Origin of the sequence: Runella limosa DSM 17973 (assembly GCF_000482465.1) — a bacterium.
GTDB classification, from domain to species: Bacteria; Bacteroidota; Bacteroidia; order Cytophagales; family Spirosomataceae; genus Runella; species Runella limosa.
The window spans coordinates 125,956-150,746 of record NZ_KI519424.1 but is presented as its reverse complement, the minus strand read 5'-3'; the positions used below and the strand labels follow the sequence as shown (position 1 = coordinate 150,746).

The window sequence follows — 24,791 nt, the reverse complement described above, 5'->3', positions numbered from 1 at the left end:
ATTACAGTTTTCTTTATCCACACTTTTCTTTCATTTAGCCAAATTTCAGTGACGAAATTTGGCGTATTGCCCGACGATATTATCCGTACAGTCGAGGTGTTCATTTTGAGGGGATTAACTCCCTCGAAATGGATGCCGACGGTTCGGTAGAACAACAAAAATCCTACCTGAAACCCATGAATAACCATAAAATAAAGTGTCTCGGCTTGTGTTTAATGCGGTGTCTTTGCCAAATGACTTTTGCCCAACAGCAGGTACTTTTAAGCAATTTTGGAGTCAAGCCCGACAGCTACGAAAACGCAAGCCCCGCACTTGTTAGAGCCATTGAACAGTGCCGAAAACTCCCAAACGCCACGCTTGTATTGCCAGGTGGGCGCTTGGATTTGTGGCCCGACGGTGCTTATAAACAGGAAATTTATATTTCAAACAGCACGGAAAATGATACCTTACCGAAGGTAAAAAACGTCGCTTTTTTGCTGAAAGAGTTCAAAAACCTGACGATTGAAGGCAACGGAACGCAGATTTACTTGCATGGAAAAATGGTAGCTTTTGCCCTTTTTAAGTCTTCAAACATCACCATTCGCAACCTCTCTTTTGACTACGAACGGCCTACCATGAGCGAGTTGTTACTGACGTCGGTATCGCCCACCAAAGTAGAAGCCAAGCTGCATCCTGACACGCGTTATTTTATCAAAAATGGAAAATTTGGTTTTTACGGAGAAGGTTGGAAAAGCAACAATCACCACACCATTGTTTTCAATGAAACCGACCAAACCATGAAATACAGCTCGTTTAGGGCGTTTTTGGAGAGCAAAGTGGAAGAAAAACAACGAGGAGAGGTAGTATTTACGGGAGATTTTTCCAAAATGAAACTAAAAGCAGGGGAGAGGCTGTCGATTCGTGATACCTACCGCGACAATTGCGGTGGATTTATCACGCTTAGTCAGCATGTGTTGTTGCATAGCATCAATTTGCACTACATGCACGGATTGGGCGTAGTATCGCAGTTTTCCGAAAACATCACCATCCGAAAAGTCAACGTGGCGCCTCGTCTCGAATCGGGGCGGATTATCAGTGCCTTTGCCGACTGTTTTCATTTTTCGGGATGTAAGGGCAAAATCTTGGTTGACAGTTGTTTCACTTCAGGTGCGCACGATGACCCCATCAATGTTCACGGAACGCATTTGCAGATTATAGCTAAAACGGGTTCCAACAAACTCACGGTGCGGTTTATGCACCACCAAACGTACGGTTTTGAGGCATTTTTTAAAAGGGACAGCATTGCGTTTGTGAACCCAAAAACGTTGCAACCCATCGCTTATGCCAAACTGAAAAACGCCGTCTTGAAAAACAAACGGGAGATGGAAATAGAAACCGACAAACCTTTTGCTGCCAATGTGGCGGTGGGGCAATGCATCGAAAACCTCACTTGGACGCCCGAAGTGACGATACGCAACTGTCGTTTTGAACGGACCAATACGCGCGGGATTTTGATGACCACGCGCCGTAAAGTGGTGATTGAAAACAACCAATTTTACAAAACAGGAATGCACGCCATTCTCATTGCTGACGATGCCGCCAGTTGGTTTGAGTCAGGCCCCGTACAAGATGTAGTGATTCGTAATAATGTGTTTGAAGAATGCGGATATAATTCAATACCAGGTAGTTATGTGATTGCAATTGCCCCCGAAAACCACGATTTAGTCAATGGTTTTTATGTGCATCGAAACATTCTCATTGAAAATAATACTTTCAAAACTTCGGTAGCGCCCTTGCTTTCAGCTAAAAGTGTGGATGGATTGGTATTTCGTTATAACAAAATCATTTCGTCAAAAACGGTAGAGTTTACGGCTGACAAAACCAATTTTCAACTGGATGCCTGCAAAGACGTAACCCTCATCGACAATGCCTTTCCCGCTGATTGGAAGCCTGTATTGGCTACCTTGCACATGGATAAATCGTCCGTAAAAATGGATTGGTAATAGCCTTAATAGACCTTCCAAGTTTTAAAAACTTGGAAGGTCTGATATAACCCCACGCCTTCATGAAATCAATCATACCCTTTTTTACTTTTTTGTGTTTCGCTTTCGGAACACTGCAAGCACAAATTCACCCCTATGCCGTAGCCGCTACGCCCTGGCAGGAAGACTATGGCAATCACCGCGCTGTCATCAACGTTTCTCAGCCTGCGGAGGCCGTTTATACAAAAATCCAATGGCGTCGAAGAGATGCGAACCCCCAAGAAAAACGCCTTTTAATCACTGATGAAAATGGAAAAGAAGTAACGAACATTCATCGGATTAGAATAGAAAAAGAAAGCGGTGAGTTTGTGTTTGAACCGACCCACGCGGGGAATTTTTACGTGTATTACATGCCTTTTGCGGGAAAAAAGAACGTGGGCTGGTGGGATGGAAAGTATTTAACCCCTGAGAACAAACCCAACCAAGCATGGGTCGAAAAACATCGACTTTTGGCCCACGATTTTGAGGCAAAATCGCTTCCGCAAGCCTCCGTGCTGAAAATAGAATCACGGACAGCTTTTGACAGTTTTTATCCGATGGAAGTGGGCGCAACCCAAGCGGAGCGAACGGCACTGATTGAGCATAAAAACAGAAATTTCCTACTTTTTCCCGAAGATAGAAAGTTTCCCGTTCGAATGACCGAAAATATACCCTATCGTTGGGTGGCGCAAAAGTCTTCCAATGTGTTTAATGGTAAGGCATTACGCAACGAATACTACGCGTTCCAGATTGCCGTTTTTGCGGCTAAAATGGAGCTGAAAAACCTCAAAGTGACGTTTTCGGGAAGTAATAAAGTAACCTGTTTCAACACAGGAGGCATCGACGCCGACGGGCATCCGTTTACTAAAAAAGTGGACGTAGCCCAAGGAAAAGTCCAGCCGCTTTGGTTTGGCGTGGATATGTCACCTACCGAAAAACTGGGAAAACAGTCATTTGACGTGACAATCTCTGCCGAAAATGAAGCACCGCAAACGATAAAAGTCATCATAGATGTGATCAACCAACAGCTGCCTGATCGAGGGGATAGCGAGCCGTGGCGGCATTCTCGACTGCGTTGGTTAAACTCAACGTTAGGCATTGATGACCAACCCGTTGCCCCTTATACGGCATTGAAAAGAATCGAAAAAAAGATTTCATACCTCATGGGCGAAGTGTCGCTCAATGAGTCGGGTTTTCCTGAGTCGATGAGGGTCAATCAACAACACTTGCTACGTAACCCCTTAGTGTTTGTGATCGAAACGGAGGCGGGAGTAGAAAAAATTACTCCTTCCTCCCTTCGATTTACCAAAAACAATACAGGCGTGGTTTCGTGGGTGGCGGAAGGAAAAGGTCGAGGATTCAATCTTCAGTGCGATGGAAGCATGGAGTTTGACGGAACGTTGCTCTACAATATTCGCTTAAAAACAGAAATATCGCTGAATGTAAAGGACGTTCGGTTGGAGATTCCTGTCGAGAAAGCCAATGCAACTTATTTTATGGGCATGGGACTGCCTGGAGGCTTTTGTCCCGCTGATTACCAATGGAAATGGAAAGGCCCACAGGACTCGTATTGGATTGGTTCTGTGAAGGCGGGACTACAGTGTGAGATGTTGGGGGCCGACTATACGGGGCCTTTATTGAATCTGTATCATCCAGCGCCTCCTTCGTCTTGGTACAATGACAACAAAGGAGGTTTTCGGGTGTCAAGCACTGGAAATCAAGCCATTGCGACCACTTATTCGGGGCAAAGGACGATGAAAGCAGGAGAAAGCCTTGACTTTGGGTTTCGTCTCTTGCTTACTCCCGTCAAAAAACAAGACACGTATGACCAATTTACGAACCGCTATTACCACGATGGGAATAAGCCCGCGCCTTCGTTGAAAGATTTGGCGTCGGGCATCAAAATTACCAACGTTCATCACGCCAACCCCATTAATCCGTACATCAATTATCCCTTTATCGCGGTCGATAGCATGAAAAACTTTGTGGACTATTGGCATAGCAAGGGCCTAAAGGTCAAGATTTATTACACGATTCGAGAATTGACCAACCAACTTCCTGAACTGTGGGCGTTGCGGAGTTTGGGCGATGAAATTTTTGCCGATGGTAAAGGAGGAGGATTTCCGTGGTTGCGAGAGCATTTGGTGGAGCATTATGATGTGCAATGGTTTAACAAAATCAATGGTTACGAAGAATGCGACGCGGCGATTCGGACGGGCGGCAAATCGAGGTGGTACAATTATTACATCAACGGCCTCCAATGGTTGGTCAAAAACGTTGACATTGACGGACTTTACCTTGATGATGTGGCCTTTGACCGTACCATGCTAAAACGAATGCGGAAGGTGATGAACGCCGTCAAACCAGGTTGTTTGCTTGATTTGCACTCCAATACGGGTTTTTCAAAAGGCCCCGCCAATCAATACATCGAGTACTTTCCGTATATCAATAAACTATGGTTTGGCGAAAGCTTTAACTACGATAAAATGTCGCCCGAAAACTGGATGGTCGAAGTATCGGGTATGCCGTTTGGACACATGGGCGATATGCTACACAGCGGCGGAAATCCGTGGCGAGGCATGGTTTATGGTATGACGGTTCGCTATCCGTGGTTTACGGAAGGCGTAAGTTGCGACCCGCGCGATATTTGGAGAATTTGGGATGAGTTCGATATTGCCCATGCCCAAATGAGCGGCTATTGGGAGGAGAATTGTCCTGTCAAAACGGACAACCCAAAAGTGTTGGCAACGGCGTATGTTCACCAAGGCAAAACCCTTATTTCGGTGGCATCATGGGCACCCGAAACCGTAAAAGTAAAGCTGAATATAGACTGGAAAGCCATTGGTGTGGATCCCGCAAAGGCAAAATTTAAAATTTCCACCATTCAAAATTTCCAACAGGGACAGTCTTTTTCCAAAGATGACTTTTTGGAAATTGCCCCGACGAAGGGCTTTTTATTGGTTGTTGAATAAAAAACGCTTCAAAGTACAGGTTAAACGCATTAAAGGTAGAAGAACTTATGGACAAAGTAAAGGAGTAAATCTGTTTTGGGAGCTTTTAGAAATAACCATTTCTTACATCCAATTCTATGAATAAAATACTTATTAAAATCGGTTTATGTCTCGCAGTTGTGGGGACAGTTTATGGCCAAAAACAACCGTTGAAACTTTGGTACAAGCAACCCGCTTCCGCCACCACACTCGATAGCAAAGAAGGCTGGAAAGATGACCAAGAATGGCTCAAAGCTTTGCCGATTGGGAACGGAAACATTGGTGCAATGGTGTTTGGGGATGTAAACAAAGAGCGTGTTCAGCTCAACGAAAAAACGCTTTGGAGCGGTAGCCCATTTGACAACGATAATCCTGAAGCACCCAAGTATTTGGACGAAATCCGCAACTTACTTTTTGAAGGTAAATTTAAAGAAGCGACTGCGTTGACCAACAAAACCCAGATTTGTAATGGCAAAGGTTCGGGGCAGGGAAACGGCGCGAATGTGCCTTTTGGCTGCTTTCAAACCTTGGGTGATTTGTGGTTGGATTTTGGAAAACAGGCTGATTATCAGTCGTATTATCGAGATTTGAACTTAAACGAGGCCGTTGCCAATGTCAGCTATTCCCAAGATGGCGTGACGTATAAACGCGAGTATTTTGTCAGCGGGCCTTTGAATACGCTGGTAGTACGCCTGACGGCCAACAAAGCGGGAGCTATTAGTTTTACTGCCTCCCTCAATCGTCCTGAGCGGTTTACAACTGAGGCAGCCGACGGCGAATTACGGATGTTTGGCGCGCTGCACAACGGACAAGGCGCAGACGGAATGCAGTATATGACGCGGCTCAAAGCCAAGTTGAGCGGAGGAACGCAGTCGTTTTTGGATAATAAATTGGTGGTCAAAAATGCCAACGAAGTGATTTTATACCTCACGGCTTCTACCGATTATTTGCCCAATTATCCCATTTACAAAGGGCGAGATTACCAAGGGATTACGGCGGCCAATTTGAAAAAAGCGTTTGTGCAGCCTTTTGGTCAAACCAAAAAAGAACACCTTGCCGACTACCAAAAGTACTTCAATCGAGTGGCGTTGACGTTGAGCGAAACGGCCGACAATGTTCCAACAGATGAGCGACTTTCGACCCTTAAAACTTCTGAAAATGACAATCATTTGTCGCAACTGTATTTCCAATTTGGTCGCTATTTGTTGATTTCATCGACCCGCGAAAATACCCTTCCCGCCAACCTTCAGGGGATTTGGGCCAACAAAATCCAGACACCTTGGAATGGTGATTACCACACCAATATCAACATTCAGATGAATTATTGGCCTGCGGAAGTTACCAATCTTAGTGAGCTGCATTTGTCGATGACGCAATTTATCAAGGATATTGAAAAACCCGCCACCAAATCGGCTTCTGTACAGTTTGGGCTACCAGGCTGGAGTGTCAATCCGATTGTGAACGTCTGGGGTTTTACCTCGCCTGGCGAGCACCCGTCGTGGGGGTTGACGTCGGGGGCAAGTGGTTGGATTTGCCAACATTTATGGGAACACTATGCGTTTACGAAGGATAAAAACTATTTGCAGTCGGTGTATGGCACGTTGAAAAACGCTGCTCGTTTTTACAAAGCTTGGTTGGTCGTTGACCGTGAGTCGGGGCTGCTGGTGTCGGGTCCCGCTTCTTCGCCCGAAAACGCTTTTGTTGCCCCCGATGGTAGCCGAGGCTCTATCAGTATGGGCCCCGCGCACGACCAAGAAATCATCGACGAGCTTTTTGGCAACGTCATCAGTGCGGCTGAGATTCTTAACGACAAAGACGCTTTTATTGAAGACTTGAAAGCCGCTCGCAAAAAGCTACAGCCCGTAAAAATTGGTTCTGACGGGCGCGTGATGGAGTGGGCTAAAGAGTACAAAGAAGTGGAGCCAGGGCACCGCCACATGTCGCATCTGTACGCGCTTTACCCTGGCAATGCGTTTAACTACAGCCAAACGCCACAATTGGTAGAAGCGGCCAAAAAATCGTTGGAATATCGCTTGGCCAACGGAGGCGGAGCGAGCCAAACGGGTTGGAGTGCAGCTTGGGTGACTAATTTTTGGGCAAGGCTGAGAAACGGTGATGAAGGGCTGAAAAATTTCAACATTATTTTGAAACAAAAATCAGCGCCCAATTTCTTTAATCTTCACCCACCTTTTCAAATAGACGGAAATTTTGGCGCAACGGCAGGTTTGGCCGAAATGCTTCTTCAAAGTCACGACGGAAACATCGAACTTTTGCCCGCCCTACCCACGGCTTGGAAAGATGGCGAGGTGAAAGGGCTCTGTGCCAGAGGCGGTTATGTGGTGGATATGAAATGGAAAAACGGGCAGTTGACCCAAGCGCAAGTATCATCGAAACTAGGCGGAACGGTCAGCGTAAAATACGGCAAAAACACCCAAACAATCACGGTGCAAAAAGGAAAGCCAACAACCATTGCCCTTTAGACTTGCTATGACTATTTTAAACTTGGCAAGTCTCTGATTTGTAAATGGTTTGACTTGCCAAGTTTTGGGTATGGAGGAATATAAACTTGGCAAGTCATAGCCTAAATAGACGCACTTTCAGTAGTTATAACACATGTTTGTATTTTAAGAAAAAAAGCTCTTAACTATGACTTCTGAAAAAATCGCCTCCTTGCGTCAGGAAATTGAGACGTACCTTAACAATGGATTATTGCCTTTTTGGGTAAAGCGTACAGTTGATAAAGAAAATGGGGGTTTCATTACACATTTCGACCAGTTTGGTAACGATTCGGGGGAAGATGAAAAATCGCTGATTGCCCAATCACGGTCGGTATTTACGTATTCATCGGTACACCGTGCAGGATATGGCAATGGAGAATTTGCCGAAATGGCTCGCCACGGAGTAGATTACCTCATCAACAACATGTGGGACGAGGAGTTTGGTGGGTTTTACTGGATGACCAACCGCAAGGGAGAAGTGACCAACGACCAGAAAATTATCTACGGGTTGAGCTTTTGCATTTATTCGTTAAGTGAATATACGTTAGCAACAGGAGATCCACGCGGCCGCGAGTACGCCGAAAAATGTTTTGACCTTCTCCAAAAATACGGAGCAGATACACACTTTGGAGGCTATTTTGAAATGTTTCACCGCGATTGGACCCTCAAAGGCCCTGGCGCAGCGGGTGGTGACCGTAAAACGCTTGATGCGCACATGCACTTGATGGAAGCTTTTACGACCCTTTACGAATGTACAGGATTGGAAGTTCACCGCCGTAAGTTGCTAGAAGTCATTGAATTGTTGGTAACCAAAATCATGCACTCTGATTACGGGACGGGTATTCCGCAGTTTTGGGCGGATTGGTCAGTGGCTCCGCAAATCAAGTTTGATATAGTGTGGGGGTGGGATCGTTTCTCCGAAGACGGCATGAAAGCTGCCGCTGAAGATAATACTAGCTACGGACACAATTCGGAGTTTGCGTGGTTGTTGATGCACGCCCTCGACGTATTGGGTTTGCCTTACGATACCTACGGTGACCAAATCAAAAAATCGTATAGTCATTCATTACAATACGGCATTGACTGGGAGTTTGGCGGAGTGTATGTTGAAGGTTCGCACGCGGGAGAAGTGTATGACCGCGAGAAAGAGTTCTGGCAACAGGCCGAAATGTTGATTGGGATGTTGGATGCGTATCGTTACCTCAAAGACGAAAAGTATCTGGAGGCGTACGAAAACATCCACCGTTTTGTGTTTGACAAAATGATTAATCACGAACTAGGAGAGTGGTGGCCACTGATGACGCGCCAAGGGGTGCCGATTTGGAAACACATGAGCCATTCGTGGAAAATCAACTACCATGATGTGCGTTCGATGGTGCAGTCGATTGTGCGTTTGGATAAAATAGCGAAGGGTATTTAGTCGAGCTCACCTTCCCGAAAGTTCAAGACTTTCGGGAAGGTGACCGTTAAAATCGTCTAATTTTACCACTGTTGTGGTCTAAAATGTAAAGTTCTCCTTGTGCATCTTCGCCAAAGGCTGAAACCGACCCGCCTTCTTTACTGACCAATTCCAGTCCCGTTTTTTTATTTCCTTCAAACGAAAGTGCCCAAATGTGGCCGTTGCTATAATCGGCAAAAAGGTATTTTCCCCGCAGGGAAGGCGCACGCGAACCACGATACACGAACCCACCCGTTACTGAAACGCCGTCGGAACGAGGGTAATGGTGAATTGGGTCGATGAGTTGTTGTGTGGGGTCGCAATCGTTGCGGGGGTTGTAACAACGAACGGCTTCTTTGAGTCGCCAGCCGTAATTACCTCCTTTGGTTACGATATTTATTTCTTCAAATTCATTTTGACCCACATCGCCCACCCAAAGCTGTTTTGTGCGAGCATCAAAGCTAAAGCGCCACGGGTTTCGCAGTCCATAAGCGTAAATTTCTTCCCGAAAACCTTCCGTCGAGCCTACGTAGGGATTGTCAGCTGGAATGCCGTAAGCACCTCGGGTTGTTTGGTTGACGTCAATTCGTAAGATTTTTCCCAGCAACGAACTTCGATTTTGGGCATAATTATGCTGGTCACCCCACGCACCGCCGTCTCCTGTCCCAATATAGAGGTATCCATCGGGGCCAAATGCGATTTTGCCGCCGTTGTGGTTATCGTAGGGCTGGTCAAACCGCAGTAAAATAGTTTCCGTCGAAACATCCACTTTATTGGAAACCACTTGGTAGCGGGCAATGATGGATTCCAATGGTTTACGTTTGGTATAATATACGTAAAAATAGCCGTTTTGCTTAAAATTGGGGTGAAAAGCAAGTCCTAGCAACCCCATTTCCCCTTCCGACGAAACTTTGTTTTTAAGGTCTAAAAAAACGTCGGCTGACTTTGTCGATGGGCTATTTTCAAACACCCGAATCCGTCCTTCTTGCTCAACCACATACAAACGATTGCTACCGTCGCCCGCGTGGGTGAACTCAACGGGTCGTTCAAATGTGAGGTGAGGGAAGGCGTTTTCTAAAATTAGCACTTTTTTTGGGGTATTGGGAACCGCTCGTTGTGGATTGGACAAGAAGCCCAAGAGTCCTAATACAAGGATACACGGAAGGGTACGAGTGATGATCTTTGTGGGCATGGGCTGAGGGGATATAGAGGTCAAGACCCTCCCGAAAGTTTTGAACTTTCGGAAGGATAGATTTTGTGTCATTTAAGACCTTCCCACAAGTTTCAAACTTTCGGGAAGGTAAACTCATATCACTGTAAGGCTTCGAGTTCGATTTTCTCCCCGTTGCCTCCCGTTATTTCAAACGCTCCTTCTGGCGTCGCCGTTACGCTTTTACCGTTCATTTTCCACGTCTTATACTTCCCTTTGGGCAAAGCAAAAACAATCTTCCACTCTGGTTTGGTTTGGGATAGGCGAATGGTTTGTTGGTTGCCACTTTTTTCAAAATGAACCGTTAGCTGATTGTCGCCAATGGTTAATTTTTCCACGCTTGCTTTGTCCCAAGTCGAAGGTAATTGCGGCTGAATCCGTATGGTTTTGTGAGCAGCATTGGGCTGAATACCAAAGAATTGACGGACAATCGGCACGCCAAAACTATAAAGCGTCCACGCTTGGGCAAACATTCCAAAGTCGGGAGAAACCTCGTACATGGAACCAGGGAGTGCAAAGCTAAAAGCCCGTGTCATGCGTTTGAGGTAGTCGAGGGCTTGGTCGGGGCGGCCGTAGTTATTTTCTGAAATGGCCTGTACACCCGTTGGCAACGTCATGACCGCACCCGTATAGGTAAACGTTTTCTTACCCTTCGCCGCTGAACTTACGTCTTTGCCCGCTGACTCGTCGCGGTCGATGCCCGTCACAAACATCCCAAACGGATTGACAAACTTTTGCCCCGTTTCAAGGGCTTTTAAAGCCTTGTCAGCATCGGCGATACCCATTTCCATCGGCGTATTTACGACCCAATTGTGGTGGAGGACGAAGCCCTTTTTTGTGCCCGCAGGCAAAGATTTGACCTTTTCCTTCAAGGCTTTCATTTCGGCGACCGCCCACGGTTTTTTGAGCGTATCAGCCCTCACGATGGCGTCGTCAATGAGGTGGAGGGTCTGTTCTTTCGTTCCAATAAAATCGGCATACGACTGACTCTCAGCTACCCAAAACTCCGTATTGATTTTGTCTTTGATTTTTTGGGCAATGGTTTGGTACTTGGCCACCAACGTCACGTCGCCCATTTCTTTGGCCATTTGGGCCGCGTCCGCAAAGGCTTTTTGACTGTAAGCTGCCACGTCAATCATTTCACTGTTTAAGCCGTGAATTTCCATCATTCCGAAGCCGTCGGGAAGGAGGTTGCCATCTTTGTCGTTCTCTTTCATCAACCAATCCAAGCCTTTTACCACCACGGGGTAGTACTTGGCCAAAAACTCCTTATCGCCCGTCCACTGATAAACAGTCCAAATAAGCGTCGCAAATTGGGGCGTTTCGTTGATGTTGCCTTCGTTAAACACTTGTCCGTTGGTGGACATTTCGTGGAGAATCCGCCCGCTGTTTTTATTGACTCGATTCGACTCTTTAACGAGTAACTCAATGGTTTTATATACAATATCAAAGCGACCGATGAGCAATGCGCCTTGCAATGAATATTCATTGTCCACCCCAAACCACCAAGGATAATCGGGAAGACCTGCGGCAAGCCCACGACCCACCGAAGGGACATCGCGAACTAGCCAGTCGGTGCTGTATTTGAGCCAGTTAAAGGCTTGCTGTACCTCTTTGTCAGGAATCGAAATCTGCGTTTGTGACGCTAATTCGGCATATCTTTTCTTTTTGGCACTGAATAATTCCGCCGTTTTTTCCTGAACTTCCACCAACGTAGCCTGCGCATTGGCCTTCGACTCGTACGAACCAGCAACCGTGAACGGCAACACAAGCGACCCATTGGCAGGAAGCGTTAGCTCATAGGTCAGTGAGGCATTGGTGCCTTTTCCTACTGATTTTAAGGTACAATCATTGGCGTCCGTCGCGTGTTTTACGGGCGCGAGCGTTGACCCAAATGTAACGAACCATTCATTAAGGCTATCTTTCACGACCCAAGCGTTGGTACCTGCATCAAACGTCGCTTGGTCGTTTCCGTCTTGGGTGTTGGTGCGTTGGGAAAGCCACGTAGGCCGCAAATCCGATTTTCCGTTGAATTGAAACGTGATTTTTTTCTCTTTAGCGTCGGAGTTATGAAACGCATACTGAACCACCACTGCCTCTTTGCCATCAGGTACAAACTGCAAACGTTCTACCCGCACTCCTTCTTTGGGCAGAAGGTAAACGTGTTGATTTGCAAAGGGATAGTTGTAAAAAGTGTCGGCTTTGCTAAGGCAAAGGGTTGAATTGTTGAGGGTTAACTGGGCCGAAAATCCATCCATCAATTTGATGGGATGGTCCCAAATCCCCCCCATTTCGCCCGTAATGTGCCATCCCAAGTCGGGAAAAGAGCCGTCTTGGTGACCCACCATATAGACGCGGTCGCCCGCCGTCACGTAAGGGGATTCAATGTACTCGGTACGGCCTTTGATTTTTTCAACATCGGCCAGCGTTTCTTGCAAATTTTGGGGAAGCTTAGACGCTGTTTTGCATTGGACGGCCAACAGCCCAAGTAATAGATACGGTGCTATTTTCATCATCAATAGGTTAAATGGAACACAAGATTGCAAGTTACAAGAAACTTTGTAATGATGATGGTGGGATGGATGGCCAATTCCCTAAATGTGAAACAAAAACTCCGACGAATTGACAAGCGTATGGACAAGGGCTGCATAAAATACGTTTTGGGTTTTGAGGTAGGTATAGCCATACGCCCAACCTGCCACACTGGCAAGCCCCACAAAAAGCATGGAACCCGCGTGAAAATGCACAAGCCCAAAAAATACACTGGTGATAGCGAGGGCAGTGTAGGTGCCTAATTTTTCAAATTTCTGTCTTTCTATCAAATAAGCAGCGCCAAACAGCAAGGCAGTGGTGAGCATGGGAAACCAAGTGAGTTTGGGCTCGACCAAGTAGCCTGTGACAAACGATAGTACAAAAAATACGATAAAACCCCATTTCAAGTAGCCATTCCAGCGGGGGCTGTCGGTGACTTTACGGGTGATTAAGTTTTGTAAAATTCCTCGTAAAAATAATTCTTCAAAAAGTGCCGTTCCGCAAAAGATTCGCACAAAATCCTTGAGGTATTCGTAGGCAAAATTGGGGGAAAGAATGTCGTGCCCCGTCAGGTTTAAAAATTTTCCAAAATAACCAAGCACGGCCACCAACAGCAAAAACGATAGCCAAGCGCCCAAGGCGATCAATAAGTAGTTCCACCGAAATGTGAGGTAAAAACCGACGTTGGGTAGGCGGCGAACGTACGAAAAGCCATATACGGCCGAAATCATAATCACCAAACGCATGGCGTTGCTGAATCCTGAGCCTTTGAAGGGCAAGGACGTCCCGACGCCAAACGAAATACTGGTGGCGGGAATCACAATCATCAGCAAAAAAATGACATCCGACCAAGCCACGGGGGCATCAACGCGTTGTAAGGCAATAAAGCCGAGCGTTGGAAATACCAAGAAAAAGATAAACAACCCCGCCGAACCCTGAAAGGGACTGTGGCCGTGGACGATGAGGTAAGCATACAAAATGCCAATCAGCAACGCAGGAAAAAGCAGCGCCCGTTGTCCTGAAGAGGTAAGCCGAGGTTGCCACCGTGCCACTACCGCAGGGTGCCCAACGGTAAAAAGTAGAAAGAAAAGTATCACAAAAAAGGGACTGTCTAGGGCAAGTTCTGCGGCCGAGAGTTGGCGATTGAAAGTGAGGCAAAGCCCTAAAAATAAGGCGGTGAGCAGGCTACTTTTAATAAGCAACTGAGGATAGGTCGAAGAGGAGTTCATAAGAGTTTAGCGCTTTGCTAGTACTACTTTCAAACCAAAAAACGGGCTATTTATTTGAGTCGTTTTTCTACAGTCATTAAATGGTATCATCTGGGTACTTAAGGCAACCGAAAAATAACTTCTTTGAAAAACAGGTATTTTTACGCTAAAGCATTCAAAGAAAAGTAGGCAATTTTGTCGCCTGAAAACTCTTAAACTTTACCGCATTATGAAACCAGTAAAAAGTTACCGCATCATTGAAGATAAACGAACCCCGTTGGTACTAGACCAAACGATTTGGTTAGCTGGCTTAACTCTCTTGATTTTTGGTTACATCGTATTTCACTACTTGTACCCAATGATTAGCAAAGGGCTATTTTTCTAGCTTTTAGCAGCCAAGACAAACATTTTCCATAAAAAAAGCGAGCCGAGGCTCGCTTTTTTGTTTCGTGATTTTACAAAGGTTTCGCCTTATTTTTTGCTTTTCGTAAGGTAATTTTCAAACAAATACACCCCGTTTTTATTGGCAATGACGATATCTAAGGTCTTGTCTTTGTTCATGTCCTTTACCGTAACGTTCAATCCCGACCCCGAATCGTTGTCTATCAGGTGTTCTTTCCAGTAGGGGGCTTGGCCTGGGGTAAATTCTAGCCAAAATAAAATAGACGCATCGGCGTCGCCTGGGTCGCGGCCGTGGTGGGCCAAAAAACGTTTGCCCGTGATGTATTCTTTTTTGCCGTCGCCGTCTAAGTCGGCCATGATGGAAGAGTGCGTTTGGGCGGTAGTGGTACTGATAAGGTGGGTTTTAAAGTTGAGGTTGCCTTGGGCATCCGTGATTTGTTGGTACCACCATACCCCTAGCGCGTGGGCGGAGGCACTTACGACGTCATTTTTACCGTCACCATCCACGTCCAAAATCTGCATGTGCGAGCAAGGGTCGCCGAGGTTGGCAGGGTGAAACTTCCAATTGGCCGAACCAAGGTCTTTGGTTCCTTCAAACCACCCTTCCCGTACCACAATGTCGTTCAGGCCGTCTTTGTTGAGGTCGCCGTAGCCAATTCCGTGCGAAAAATTTTCGGTTCCTGCTACTTTTTCGCCCGTAAGAGGGAATCGTTGCCATTTGGTTTCTCCTTTTTTGGTGGGAGCTTTGAGCCAAACAATTTGTTTTTTTGCAGGGTCGCCGCACAAAATATCAAGCCGTCCGTCTTTATCAATGTCCACAAACGCGGGAGATTCGTTGGAAACGCCCATCGAATCGGCGATGATGTGTTTTGTCCAAGCTTTTACTGCCTTGTTTTGGGGATTTTCAAACCAAAAAGCGGGTTTTCCTGGAAAATCAATGATTACCACATCGTCCCAGCCGTCCAGATTAACGTCCATTCCTAAATTCAGAAACGAATTACTGTATTCTTTTCGGGGGTTAAAAACGTTGGAAAACATTCCAAAACCCACGGCAGGCGACTCAGCTTGTTTCGCGTCGGCGGGGTGCATTTGGTGAACTTTCCAAGAGGGAGCTTCAAACCAATAATACCCCGCTACAATGTCCATTTTACCGTCACGGTTCAGGTCGGCGACGGTCGCCCCCTCCGAAATAAATTCGCGTGTGAGGGTAGTTTTTTTGAAGCCAGAAGGAAGCATCGTAGTGACGGGCTGCTGTGCCCAACTACCAAAACATACTAATAAAAGAAAAAGCGTAAAGGCTCTGTAAATCATGTTTTTAGAAAGGTTTAGGACAGATTTTGAAACTTTCTCATAAAAGAATGATTTACTGAGCTTTTACTTTTGTGCTATGATTTGCTTCCTTTGAGCACAATGCCATTGTCGCCCGCCCACTGTGCCATGTCGTGTTTGTTGATAGCCGCCGCCATCATATCAGGAAAAAGGTCGGGCGTACAGGCAAAGACGGGAACACCCAAGGTAGATAAAAATTTGGCGTTGTGGGTGTCAAAATAAGGCGCTCCCGAATCGTCCAACGCCAATAAACAAATGACTTGTACTCCGTCAGCTACCAGTTCTTCCACGCGTTTTCGCATTTGGCTTTCATCGCCGCCCTCGCATAGGTCAGTGATAAGAACTAAAATGGTGTCATCTGGTTGGGCAATTATTTTTTTGCAATAACCCAAAGCTTTATTAATGTCCGTTCCTCCCCCCAATTGGACGCCAAAAAGTAGTTCGACGGGGTCTTTTAGGTCTTCGGTTAAATCCACTACTTCGGTGTCAAAAACGACCATTTGGGTTTTGATTTGGGGTAAAGAAGCCATCACTGCCCCAAAAATCCCCGAGTAAACGACCGAAGCTCCCATCGACCCGCTTTGATCGAGACACAAGACGACGTCTTTGAGCGAACGTTTGCTTTTTCGCCCGTAGCCAATTCTTGTTTCGGGTATAATCGTCTTGTATTCAGGGAGATAATGTTTTAAATTTTTGCGAATGGTGGTATTCCAGTCGATTTCGTTGTAGCGAGGACGTTTGTTTCTACTGCTTCGATTCAACGCGCCAGTAATGGCCTGAACCGTTTTTTGTTCCAACTTTTGAATCAGTTCTTCAACCACGTTTTGAACCACACGGCGGGCGGTATCTTTGGTCTTAGAAGGAATCAATTTTCCCAATTCCATCAAGTTGGCAACCAAGGCTACATTAGGGGTGGCTTGCTCCAAAATTTCGGGTTCGAGCATGAGCTTTTTCTGAAGCATGGGTTGTTTGAGCGCATCTCCTTGAATGACTTGCACGACCGATTGGGGGAAATAATTGCGAATGTCGCCTAGCCAGCGCGCCACCGCAGGATTTGAGCCTTCAGACCCTCCTTTTCGACTGCCACCCTCTTGGGGTGATTGATAATCAAATCGTTGTTTTCGCTCAAATTCATAAAGGGCTGATAGCGAGGCATCCATTTGTGCATCAAGCCCTTGTAGCTGGCAGTCAGTTCCGTCGGCTTCGTCACCGCCTAAAATGAGTCGCCAACGGCGTAAGTTTTCTGAATCAGTGAGTGCCATTCTGGGTATCGTTTTGTTTTCGGGCATCATTTTCTTTAAAAAACTGCATGTCGGCCATTATTTCTGAGTAAACAATGGCAGGAACTTGCTCAAAAGGAATGAGGCGAGGGTCGTCGATTTTGGACGGTTCGTCGTAAACGTAGCTGCCAAAGTGTACACTTTTGTTTGAAACAAACATCAGCTCACCCAAAATGGCGTTTTCATCTAAGTAACCAACGCCAATGTTGCCTTGTTGCAGTAAAATAGTCGTGATGTTCAGTTCTGAGAAATCTTTGTAATAACTTGAAATACCACCGCCATCCACTACTGAACCCCTGAACCAGCCCGTTTTTTCGAGCCTTGCCACAAACGCATAGCCGCTCATTTCGATTCCTTGAAACTTTTTAGAAATCGTCTTCCCCGTTTCTTTTTCATCAAATTCAATGACGTTTCGGTTGAGTTGAGGAAAAATAGGGGATAAGTCGGCATCGGAAAGGGTTTCAATCCAATATTCTTTTTGAGCCTGATTTAATTGCAGGGGATGTACCATGCCAATGAAAAGGTCTTCCTCCAATTCGATTTCATCGCCGTTTTCGTCAATGAGCGTTTGGTCTTCTTGTACTTTGAAGGTAAAGTGCAATTGTTGGTTTTGGTCAAATGCTCCCCAAATTAGTCGAATAGCATACACAAACATGATGGGATTGGTCATAAAAAAGGCTTGCCATTTTTCGGATGACCATTTTCGCTGAATGACAAGATATTGCTCCAATCGACCAGACTGAGATTTGACAATGTCTCTAATCTCTTTGCCAATTTCTTTAAACTCTTCTTGTAATTCTTTGGCGGTTCCTTTCGGTAGTGATTTGACTACTTTGTTGTCTTCGTTTAAGAAGGCCAATTTGAAATTATTGTCGATAAACGCCCGATAGGCATCTTCATTCACTTCGAATGGTTTGAAAAGACCCTCAAAGCCAAAGTCAGGAATGATGGAGTCTGCTAAATCATAGGGGGAAATTCCGAGTTCTTCGGCTACCAAACCAAAGGACTCATTGGCGGCAGCCCCAATGTTCTTGTTCTTATTTTTGTATTTTCTTGAGAAAAATTCAACAACCCGTAGCGCTTTGGTACTCCCATTGAGGGCAATGGCTTTGACGGCGTATTCGGCCATTTTGCCTCTTCCAGCATCGACCCATTCGTTCACTTTTCGCTTCAGTAGGTCGATTTCGGCATCACCTCCCAAAATACTCCCGAGGGTAAGGCAAAATTTCTGTTTGGCATCGGCCCCACCCATGGAGAAATAATTTTTGAGAACGGCTTCGGCAAAAGGTTGTGCTTGAGATTTATCAATGAGTTCTAAAAGTATTTTAGCCTCAAGGTCAATCCGAATGTCTTTTGCTCGGCTCATCCGATAAAACAAAAACCGAATAGCGTTTGGTGTGAGTTTATCCCCGTCGAGGTACGTTAAACTGGGGAGTTGGGCTTCTTGGAGCCAACTTTCAATGGAGTTGTCAAGTTTTCCGCGCTCCTGAGCTTTTGCTATTTTGTCTTGAAGTTGTTCTTTGGTGGCAGAAGCTGACATCAGTCCACTTAACCCTTGGAGCATCAGGTCGCGGGCATCGTCATTTTTTTCGCTTTCGAGCGCATTGGTGAGAATAGCAAGAGATTCGTCGGTTTTAATGAGGGACAAAATCAACGCTCCCAGCTGCCGAACTTCTGCCTTTTTGTGTTGAAGAAGTGCCGCCGCTTTGGGGGTTGAGTGATTTCCTAATTTACTGAGAGTAACTGCCGCTAACTCGCGTATCTTTTTCGTTTTATGTGCGCTAAGTGCCCATACTTCTTCCTCGTATTTTCTAAAATCAAGGGTGCCAAGAAGCTTGAAATACTCTTTAAAAAATGAATTATTTTCCCAATTCAGGTTTTGTAAATTCATTCTTAACCCTTCCATGATGAGGTCTATACCATTTTGGCCTAAGTGCAAGGCAATTCCCTTGATGACTTCAATGGGAATTTGATAACAATCTTTGAGTGTGCTAAGGATAATCTCTTCCGCACCTTCAATTTTGTTTTTTAGTAGATAATCAATGCTTGTTTCGAGAAAAGTAACGTGACGCCCAAGATGCTGGACATAGGTGCTGTTAGGTCTATAATGGATTCGTGCCGATTTCATGATATGATGCTCTTTGGAGATTATTTTGAGCATCAATTCTGTTGTGCGAGATTGGTATTTATCGGGAAAATTATCCAATAATAATTGGCTGATGGCAATCAAATTTTCAGAATTTTTGACCTTCTCTAAACGTTTTTCAATATAGGGCTCGTACAACGGGGCATCGAAATTGAGTAACTTATCCACCACCTGAATTTGATTTTCAAATTGAAGAAAGGTGGTAACGTGCTGATGTACAAAGTCAGGTTTTGTTGCTAAGAGCAACGTTAAGTATGGGAGGTAATTGGGCTGGAAAGCTTGGAAATAGATGGTTTTGTTTTCTTCCAATCGTTCTAAGATAAATAGCCCCAAGCCAGTTGGTTTTGCCGAAGTCTCTAATAGGTTAGCTCCTCCAAATACCAATCCATTGACAAAAAAGGGCAACGTAATTTTGTATTTTTGGGCGTGAGATTCAAGCTGCTTTACTAGATACAACGACAACGAACTATTCTCTTCTAGTTGGCGAATCATCCAGCGAAAAAAATAACTGTAACAGCCATGGGAAGAGTCTCTTAGGTGTTTGGGGGCTTCCCAGACGTTAGGCTGGGTGGCGATATTCATAACCCGTTCATGAAATTCTCCCCACTCGTTTAATTTGGGGGGAAGAAGATCGAACAATTCGTGCAATAGCCATGAACTGAGGTTGTTCATACGGGGACACTGCTCCGTTTCACCTCCTAAATAGCTAAAAATTTGGTCAAAGGTCGTATGATAGTAGATATAGCAATAACCTTTTTTGACGGTATTAATGTAGTTTTCAAGTTGAATGTCTTGATTCATAGCTGTTTGTTTTAATTTAATCCCAATAATAACTGCAACATTGGCAAAACTTCCTCAGCACGTTGGTGATCGAAATCGGTTGTGTGGGTGGGCTCAAGAACCACCGTTTGCTCTACATTGGCTCCTTTTTTGGCTTTTTCACCCAGTTGTTTGCGTTCTGAGGGTTCAAATTTGGAAAAGGTTCGGCGGAGGATTGGAAGCAATTCAATAAAATAGTCTTCTGAAAGCTCAAAAACCCAACGGTAAAGTAGATTCCAAAGTACATTATCGTACAGCAGTATCATGCCACTTCCTTTGAGAAAGCCCTCGACCCAACCCGCCGAAAAGAGGGGTTCATTTCCTTTTGAAAGGGCCAATTCAAACCTTTGCGCTGTTTGAATTTCGTCGAGTTCTTGGGCATCAAAAAGTAGCCGACAAGTACAGCCCAAAATGATAGGGTTGACGCCTTCTTTGTCGAGCAAAATTCGTAACGCATGTTGCCATAGCTGCGTAAGTTCTTCGTTTTCAATGAGTCGTGTGGCTTCATTGACTTGCTTAATGTAGTCAAAAACCTTTCGGGAGTTTTCGTCATCTAACCCGTAACAAGCATTGGGCAAACCAATGCAGATGCGGGTGAGCAAGCCTTCTACCAACTGATTGATGGCTGAGAGGTTAGTTTTGCGAACATTGCCGTAGCGACTTACTTCTACCAAGGGAGGAAGGGCGGTCATCAACTCCAAAATGTCAGCTGAAACCGTGGAAACCTCATTGATTTTAAGCAATAATTGCTCAATCGCCCCAAACAATTCGGCAGGAATCGCTTGCTGAATCATGTCCGCAAGGTCTTTGATGGCATTGGTTTTTTTGCTTTTATCAATTAGAAATTTGGTACACGCATCTTCGACAGAGTTACCCCAAATCCCTTTTTCAATGAGATGAATAAACATTTCGGGTTGCCACCGTAGCGTCCACGCCTCTTTAAACGTTCCCTTGTTGCGAGCGTACAGGCGAGTGCCCCACGGAATGTCTAAGATTCCTAGTCGGTAGATGAGCTTACTCCGATTTAAGTCGGTTTCTTTACGCAGGTCGAGTTCGTAGTCCTTTTTTTCGGCCGTAATGGGCAATCGGTAGCTTTTGGCTAACTTTTCAAAATTGTCTTGTAGCGGTAATTTGGGTAGCTCGTCTGGGACTTTTCCAATTCGTTGGGCAACAATCAACTCTTTTTTGACCAATTCGAGTAAGATTCCGTCGCCCATGCACATGACGGTTTGGGTGGCTTCGTTGAGTTCGTGAAGTCCCACCCGCGACAGCGCCCGCAGACTCGCCAGGGTCTCCGCCAACCGAAAAGCTTCGATGACGTGCGCGGTAGAAATGTCCATTTTTTTCTGTCGAAACAGCCGAGCTACTTTGGTGAGCCAGCGCGAGCCATCGTCTTTATTGCCGTATTTCCAAAGGTGTTCGTACCAGCCTGGCGAGGTAATACCCGCACCGTAGCCCGAAAAAATCGAAAGGCGGTCGTTGGTCCAAGGAATCCACGTACAGCCTACTTTAATTTTTGTTTTGGGCAACGCTTTCAGCAGTTTGGCGTCCTGTTTCGCCGTGGTTTCGACATCGAGGAGGGCAGGGGCGTGCCAAGCACCACATACCACGACAATGTTGGTGTAGAGTTCGTTTTGTGCTTTTCGAATCAGTTCCCGCATGTACGCTTCGCGGGCCACGTTTTCTTGGTCCAACGCAGATTTTACTTGGGCAGCACGTAGTTCGCTCATCATCAGCAACACCGCTTCAAAATGTTCTTGCGCGTTGTTAGGAATGTATTTTTGTTCAAAGTGATGTTCCCACCAAAGTTCCGAATTTTCGTAACCAGCAACGTCAGCAAAGTAAGAAATGAGGTCTTTGAAGGGCAACAAAAACGCTTGTTCTTCCGCTTGCTCCTCGATTGGTTGCTCTTTTTTAGCCTCTCGTTGATTGAGTTGTTCTTGAAAAGAGATGGCCAAAGGTAAGTCGGCCATGCGAACGGGAAGCTGCTGGGCATGGGCGTACGAAATAGCTTGCCATTCGGGAGAAAATTCGGCAAAAGGGTAAAACGTGGCTTGCTGAGGGTCGTCGAGGTTGTACCCCAGTACGGCCACGGGAGGTTTTAGCCCTTTTTGACCTACCCAATGCACGATAGAATCGAGTTCGGGAGGGCCTTCTACCAAAATAATATCAGGCTGTATCTGCGCCAATCGCTCAATTACATTCTTGGCCGAACCTACCCCATGGTGACGTATTCCTAAAATATGAAGAGGCATGGAGTCGGTCGTTACAATGTTATTTCCTTACAAGCACGATACACGTCTTTCCATTCGGCGCGGGGCTTGACGACGGTTTCGAGGTATTCGTTCCAGATTACCTTGTCTTGAACAGGGTCTTTGACAACTGCGCCCACTAAACCTGCGGCAACGTCTTGGGCATTTAAGCGCCCGTCTCCAAAATGGGCGGCCAAGGCCAAGCCATTGTTGACGACCGATATGGCTTCGGCCGTACTCATGGTACTGGTGGGTACTTTGATTTTGGTTTTCCCGTCGGCCGTCACTCCCGCGCGCAATTCGCGGAAAATGGTCACAATGCGTTGAATTTCTTTCAAAGAAGGCGCTTCTGCGGGAAGCTCAAGGGCTTTTTGCAAACTGGAAACACGGTGCTGAACTATCGAAATTTCCTCTTCCATTGATTCAGGTACGGGCAAAATCACGGTGTTAAAACGCCGTTTTAGTGCGCCCGAAAGCTCATTTACTCCTTTGTCGCGGTTGTTGGCCGTTGCAATGACGTTGAAACCTGAAACCGCCTGCACTTCCGTGTTGAGTTCAGGAATTGGTAAGGTTTTTTCGGACAAAATCGTGATAAGCGTGTCTTGGACGTCGGCAGTGATGCGGGTCAGCTCTTCGATGCGGGCAATTTGCCCCGTCCGCATCGCATACATCATGGGGGTGGTTACGAGTGCGTTTTCGGTAGGGCCTTCGGCCAATAAGCGGGCGTAGTTCCAACCATATCTGATGGCTTCTTCGCTCGTTCCTGCCGTCCCTTGGATAAGTAAAGTCGAATTTCCCGAAACGGCCGCCGCCAAGTGTTCTGCCACCCACGACTTGGCCGTGCCAGGAAGGCCATAAAGTAACAGCGCTCGGTCGGTCGTAAGGGTAGCCACGGCAATTTCCATCAATCGTCGGCTTCCGATGTATTTGGGGGAAACTTCAAACCCGTTTTTCAATTTTCCTCCCATTAAGTATTGCACCACGGCTTGGGGCGACAATTTCCAGTTGGTAGGGCGTTTGTGGGTATCTTGTTTGCCAATTTCTTCCAATTCAAGCGCAAACTGTTGTTCGGCATGTTGTCTTAGTACGTTCATAGTGCTGTTATTTGTTCGATTTCTTCTTTTATTTCTAATTGTTTAAAGAGAATGTCGGCAACGTGGGTGTTCCAATAATTTCGTTGCCATTCTTGAGATAATTCATTTTGAAGCGAGTAAAGGAGGTCTTTGGAATTGACGTGCAATTTTCGCCCCAACTGATTCAAAAAGTTTCGGTCGGAAAAAACGTAATAATAGTTTGAACCATCAAGCTCTTTCACTAACGAAAACAACGCCTTTTTTGAAAATTGGGACGACCAATTTTGCGGCGGACCTTCCGTTGTGATGGCTTTTACCAACGCAAACGAAAGTTGGAAATGATGTAATAAAAGCTCTTCTTGGTCGGGCCAAGGCAACTGTTGCAATAGACCTGTTTTTTGTACTTCCAGTTGGGCGGTTACTTTCAAAAATGCTTTGATTTCATCGGCTGACGCAAAGGCCATTGCCTCACTGAAGGCGTACAAATACGCTGTTGCATTTTTGCTTTGAGTATTGACAAAGAACTCGACTAATCGTGAGAGGTTTCCTTCAAAAAACGTGATCAAATGACTCGGATGTAGCCATCGAAGCAGTGATTGTAGCCAGTATTCGGAGTCCGAAACGCCTTTTTGAGAACTTAATTTGTCAAATCCAAATCGTTGGTTCATTTCATCACCGTTCCAAAACGAAGTCTCAGATTCGGGTAATTGAAGTTGATAATTGGCTGATGAAAACCCAATTGCGGACAGTAAACTCTTCTTTTTTGTGATACACTTGGTCATTTGCTCGGCTACCTCTTTGCCGAATCGACTCCCTTGAATAGAAAGCCGTAGTTCGTTGATGAGGTGAATGGTCTCAAGGGTAACGGGTTTGGGTGAAGTCAGGTTTTTGGTCAGTTCATTGTGAATTTCTTCTAAAAAGGGTTCATCGTTGGCCGACAAACCGATTTTCAACGTGGACAAAAGACTTTTTCGGTCTTTGGCCGATTCGCTGGGCCAAGCCTGGGCCAAAAGTGACAACGCCTCGGCAGGGTTTTGAAGTCGAAGTTCGCTCAAATACGCCTTTCGTTCAGCGATTTTTCCTTCTTCCCATTGCGTAATGCTCCGCGAAGCGTCCGTTATTTGCCAAGATTTATTAAATTGTGTCAGCCATTTTCCTCTCACGCCAAGGAGAAGGTGGAGCTGAGGAAGCAGTTGCTTGGGTGTATTATTCAAGGCATTTACGAGCAAGTCATCAGTCAAAACCCATTGTTTTTGGTGGCAGTTTTGAAGGAGTAATTCCAGCAAATAGGGGTTAGCAGGTGATAAGTCCAATACTTTTTTCCAAAGTCCAACGGTTTTGGGCGGACAGTATGTCGAATTTTCTGCGTCCTCCAAAGCCAAATTGGGAAGAGTAATTTTGGCGGGATTTTGCCCCGCGCGGTTGTAATTATAAAGAACTGCCGCCGCTTTTAGGAAATAACCTTCAGCATCATTTTTATTGCTTTTTGATAAAATTCCTTGAATAGAGGCGGGGAGTGCTTCGGGCGCTAAGGGGTGCCTTTCGGTACCCAACAGGGCGGTCTTTTTTAATAATTCCCAATGAAACATCTGATAATGAATGGAAAAGGCTGTT

14 protein-coding genes are annotated in these 24,791 nt (G+C 45.7%); 5 read left to right on the top strand and 9 right to left on the bottom strand.

Annotated elements, in window-relative coordinates; genetic code table 11:
• Positions 1–233 precede the first annotated feature (233 nt).
• From K339_RS34475 to K339_RS0122175, 4 genes are all read left to right on the top strand, one after another.
• On the top strand, positions 234–1,982 hold the full coding sequence (locus tag K339_RS34475) for a right-handed parallel beta-helix repeat-containing protein (RefSeq protein WP_051398169.1): 1,749 nt from the start codon (positions 234–236) through the stop codon (positions 1,980–1,982).
• Between the two features lie 62 nt (positions 1,983–2,044).
• The gene (locus tag K339_RS0122190; protein WP_028525567.1) at positions 2,045–4,972 is read left to right on the top strand and encodes a glycoside hydrolase domain-containing protein; all 2,928 of its coding nucleotides are present in this window, start codon (positions 2,045–2,047) and stop codon (positions 4,970–4,972) included.
• Positions 4,973–5,088: 116 nt separating this feature from the next.
• Positions 5,089–7,470: a glycoside hydrolase family 95 protein gene (locus K339_RS0122180; RefSeq protein WP_028525566.1), complete on the top strand. Its 2,382-nt coding sequence runs from the start codon at positions 5,089–5,091 to the stop codon at positions 7,468–7,470.
• Positions 7,471–7,636: 166 nt separating this feature from the next.
• Positions 7,637–8,908 carry a beta-1,2-mannosidase gene (locus K339_RS0122175; RefSeq protein ID WP_028525565.1) on the top strand — a complete coding sequence of 424 codons (1,272 nt, stop codon included), beginning with the start codon at positions 7,637–7,639 and terminating at the stop codon, positions 8,906–8,908.
• A 46-nt stretch (positions 8,909–8,954) separates the two neighbouring features.
• Here the strand turns inward: K339_RS0122175 and K339_RS0122170 are convergent, their stop codons facing one another.
• From K339_RS0122170 to K339_RS0122160, 3 genes are all read right to left on the bottom strand, one after another.
• Positions 8,955–10,118, bottom strand: a complete 1,164-nt coding sequence (locus tag K339_RS0122170; protein WP_028525564.1) for a PQQ-dependent sugar dehydrogenase — start codon at positions 10,116–10,118, stop codon at positions 8,955–8,957.
• Between the two features lie 119 nt (positions 10,119–10,237).
• Positions 10,238–12,652: an alpha-L-rhamnosidase-related protein gene (locus tag K339_RS34470; RefSeq protein WP_037301589.1), complete on the bottom strand. Its 2,415-nt coding sequence runs from the start codon at positions 12,650–12,652 to the stop codon at positions 10,238–10,240.
• 78 nt (positions 12,653–12,730) lie between these two features.
• On the bottom strand, positions 12,731–13,897 hold the full coding sequence (locus tag K339_RS0122160; RefSeq protein ID WP_028525563.1) for a CPBP family intramembrane glutamic endopeptidase: 1,167 nt from the start codon (positions 13,895–13,897) through the stop codon (positions 12,731–12,733).
• Positions 13,898–14,105: 208 nt separating this feature from the next.
• Between K339_RS0122160 and K339_RS37260 the strand changes: the two genes are divergently transcribed.
• Entirely contained in the window at positions 14,106–14,261 is a 156-nt protein-coding gene (locus tag K339_RS37260; RefSeq protein ID WP_157607700.1) for a hypothetical protein, read from the top strand.
• Between the two features lie 86 nt (positions 14,262–14,347).
• Here K339_RS37260 and K339_RS34465 read toward each other — a convergent pair whose 3' ends face one another.
• From K339_RS34465 to K339_RS0122125, 6 genes are all read right to left on the bottom strand, one after another.
• On the bottom strand, positions 14,348–15,589 hold the full coding sequence (locus tag K339_RS34465) for an FG-GAP repeat domain-containing protein (protein WP_037301586.1): 1,242 nt from the start codon (positions 15,587–15,589) through the stop codon (positions 14,348–14,350).
• A 74-nt stretch (positions 15,590–15,663) separates the two neighbouring features.
• Positions 15,664–16,869, bottom strand: a complete 1,206-nt coding sequence (locus K339_RS0122145) for a VWA domain-containing protein (protein ID WP_037301671.1) — start codon at positions 16,867–16,869, stop codon at positions 15,664–15,666.
• On the bottom strand, positions 16,856–19,834 hold the full coding sequence (locus K339_RS0122140; RefSeq protein ID WP_028525561.1) for a DUF4132 domain-containing protein: 2,979 nt from the start codon (positions 19,832–19,834) through the stop codon (positions 16,856–16,858). The genes K339_RS0122145 and K339_RS0122140 overlap by 14 nt, the downstream gene beginning before the upstream one ends.
• 11 nt (positions 19,835–19,845) lie before the next feature.
• On the bottom strand, positions 19,846–22,107 hold the full coding sequence (locus K339_RS0122135; RefSeq protein WP_028525560.1) for a DUF5682 family protein: 2,262 nt from the start codon (positions 22,105–22,107) through the stop codon (positions 19,846–19,848).
• A gap of 11 nt (positions 22,108–22,118) precedes the next feature.
• The gene (locus K339_RS0122130) at positions 22,119–23,198 is read right to left on the bottom strand and encodes an ATP-binding protein (RefSeq protein ID WP_028525559.1); all 1,080 of its coding nucleotides are present in this window, start codon (positions 23,196–23,198) and stop codon (positions 22,119–22,121) included.
• Complete coding sequence (locus K339_RS0122125; protein ID WP_028525558.1) at positions 23,195–24,766, bottom strand: DUF5691 domain-containing protein; 1,572 nt, start codon at positions 24,764–24,766, stop codon at positions 23,195–23,197. The genes K339_RS0122130 and K339_RS0122125 overlap by 4 nt, the downstream gene beginning before the upstream one ends.
• Positions 24,767–24,791 lie beyond the last annotated feature (25 nt).